At 55.1% G+C, this 2,500-nt stretch carries 2 rRNA genes (1 of these 2 cut by a window edge); both read left to right on the top strand.

Annotated elements, in window-relative coordinates:
- A 23S ribosomal RNA gene (locus BU28_RS0102260) occupies positions 1 to 2,193 on the top strand (it extends 638 nt beyond the left edge of the window).
- Positions 2,194 to 2,278: 85 nt separating this feature from the next.
- A 5S ribosomal RNA gene (gene rrf / locus BU28_RS0102255) occupies positions 2,279 to 2,393 on the top strand.
- Positions 2,394 to 2,500: the final 107 nt, after the last annotated feature.

The raw sequence follows: 2,500 nt of genomic DNA, 5'->3' as shown, positions 1-2,500 counted from the left end.
GTGTAGGCGCAGCGAAAGCGAGTCTTAAATGGGCGCATGAGTCAGACGGATCAGACCCGAAACCAGATGATCTAGGCATGAGCAGGATGAAGGTTGGGTAACACCAACTGGAGGTCCGAACCCACACCTGTTGAAAAAGGTCGGGATGACTTGTGCCTAGGGGTGAAAGGCCAATCAAATCTGGAGATAGCTGGTTCTCCGCGAAAGCTATTTAGGTAGCGCCTCGGACGTATCCTCTCGGGGGTAGAGCACTGCATGGATGATGGGGGCCCACAGCCTTACTGAGTCTAAGCAAACTCCGAATACCGAGAAGGACTATCCGGGAGACACACGGCGGGTGCTAACGTCCGTCGTGGAGAGGGAAACAACCCTGACCAACAGCTAAGGCCCCCAATTCGTGGCTAAGTGGGAAAGCATGTGAGACTTCCAAAACAACCAGGAGGTTGGCTTAGAAGCAGCCATCCTTTAAAGATAGCGTAACAGCTCACTGGTCTAATCAAGAGGTCTTGCGGCGAAGATGTAACGGGGCTCAAGCCACGAGCCGAAGCTTTGGGTGTGCATTTATGCACGCGGTAGCGGAGCGTTCTGTGATAGAGAACGCTGCCTCTTTTGCTCGTCAGGGCAACGGAGGCAATGTTCTGACTGTGAAGCCGGGCTGTAAGGCATCCGGTGGAGTGATCAGAAGCGAGAATGTTGACATGAGTAGCGACAAACAGGGTGAGAGACCCTGTCGCCGAAAGTCCAAGGGTTCCTGCTTAAAGCTAATCTGAGCAGGGTAAGCCGGCCCCTAAGGCGAGGCCGAAAGGCGTAGTCGATGGGAACCAGGTTAATATTCCTGGGCCAGGAGATGGTGACGGATCGCAGGTGTAGTTCCTCCTTATCGGATTGGAGGGGCTGCTGAGCGGTTCCTGGAAATAGCCCTCCACAAGACCGTACCCTAAACCGACACAGGTGGACTGGTAGAGAATACCAAGGCGCTTGAGAGAACCACATTTAAGGAACTCGGCAAAATACCTCCGTAAGTTCGCGAGAAGGAGGCCCGATTGGTGCGCAAGCATCGGTCGGGGGCACAAACCAGGGGGTGGCGACTGTTTACTAAAAACACAGGGCTCTGCGAAGCCGTAAGGCGACGTATAGGGTCTGACGCCTGCCCGGTGCCGGAAGGTTAAAAGGAGAGGTGCAAGCCTTGAATTGAAGCCCCGGTAAACGGCGGCCGTAACTATAACGGTCCTAAGGTAGCGAAATTCCTTGTCGGGTAAGTTCCGACCTGCACGAATGGCGTAACGACTTCCCCGCTGTCTCAAATGTGGACTCAGCGAAATTGAACTGTCTGTGAAGATGCAGACTTCCCGCGGTTAGACGGAAAGACCCCATGCACCTTTACTATAGCTTCGCACTGGCATCAGGATTGCGATGTGCAGGATAGGTGGTAGGCATTGAAGCGGGGACGCCAGTTCCCGTGGAGCCATCCTTGAGATACCACCCTTCGCACTCTTGATGTCTAACCGCGGCCCGTTATCCGGGTCCGGGACCCTGCGTGGTGGGTAGTTTGACTGGGGCGGTCGCCTCCCAAAGAGTAACGGAGGCGCGCGAAGGTTGGCTCAGAGCGGTCGGAAATCGCTCGTTGAGTGCAATGGCAGAAGCCAGCCTGACTGCAAGACTGACAAGTCGAGCAGAGACGAAAGTCGGCCATAGTGATCCGGTGGTCCCGAGTGGAAGGGCCATCGCTCAACGGATAAAAGGTACGCTGGGGATAACAGGCTGATGATGCCCAAGAGTCCATATCGACGGCATCGTTTGGCACCTCGATGTCGGCTCATCTCATCCTGGGGCTGGAGCAGGTCCCAAGGGTATGGCTGTTCGCCATTTAAAGAGGTACGTGAGCTGGGTTTAGAACGTCGTGAGACAGTTCGGTCCCTATCTGCCGTGGGTGTAGGATACTTGAGAGGAGTTGCCCCTAGTACGAGAGGACCGGGGTGAACGTTCCACTGGTGGACCAGTTGTCGTGCCAACGGCAGTGCTGGGTAGCTATGAACGGACAGGATAAACGCTGAAGGCATCTAAGCGTGAAGCCCCCCTCAAAACAAGGTATCCCTTGAGAGCCGTGGAAGACCACCACGTCGATAGGCCGGAGATGTAAGCGCAGCAATGCGTTCAGTTGACCGGTACTAATGGCTCGATTGGCTTGATTTGATCCGGAAGAAGACAGACCTTCTTCCAAAAGCATCCTTGGACAACTTCATCCTGCGGGATAACGCCGATCTCGCTCCTTTTCCGGTCTGGTGGCCAAAGCACGAGCAAAACACCCGATCCCATCCCGAACTCGGCCGTTAAGTGCCGTCGCGCCAATGGTACTGCGTCAAAAGACGTGGGAGAGTAGGTCACCGCCAGACCTGAAAAGAAGCGAAAACATCTCTCAGAACGATGAAAGCAACGCAAAGCGATGCAACGGACGCGGGGTAGAGCAGCCCGGTAGCTCGTCAGGCTCATAACCTGAAGG

Origin of the sequence: Paracoccus yeei ATCC BAA-599, assembly GCF_000622145.1 — a bacterium.
Taxonomy (GTDB): Bacteria; Pseudomonadota; Alphaproteobacteria; order Rhodobacterales; family Rhodobacteraceae; genus Paracoccus; species Paracoccus yeei.
This window is presented reverse-complemented; position numbering and strand designations above follow the sequence as displayed.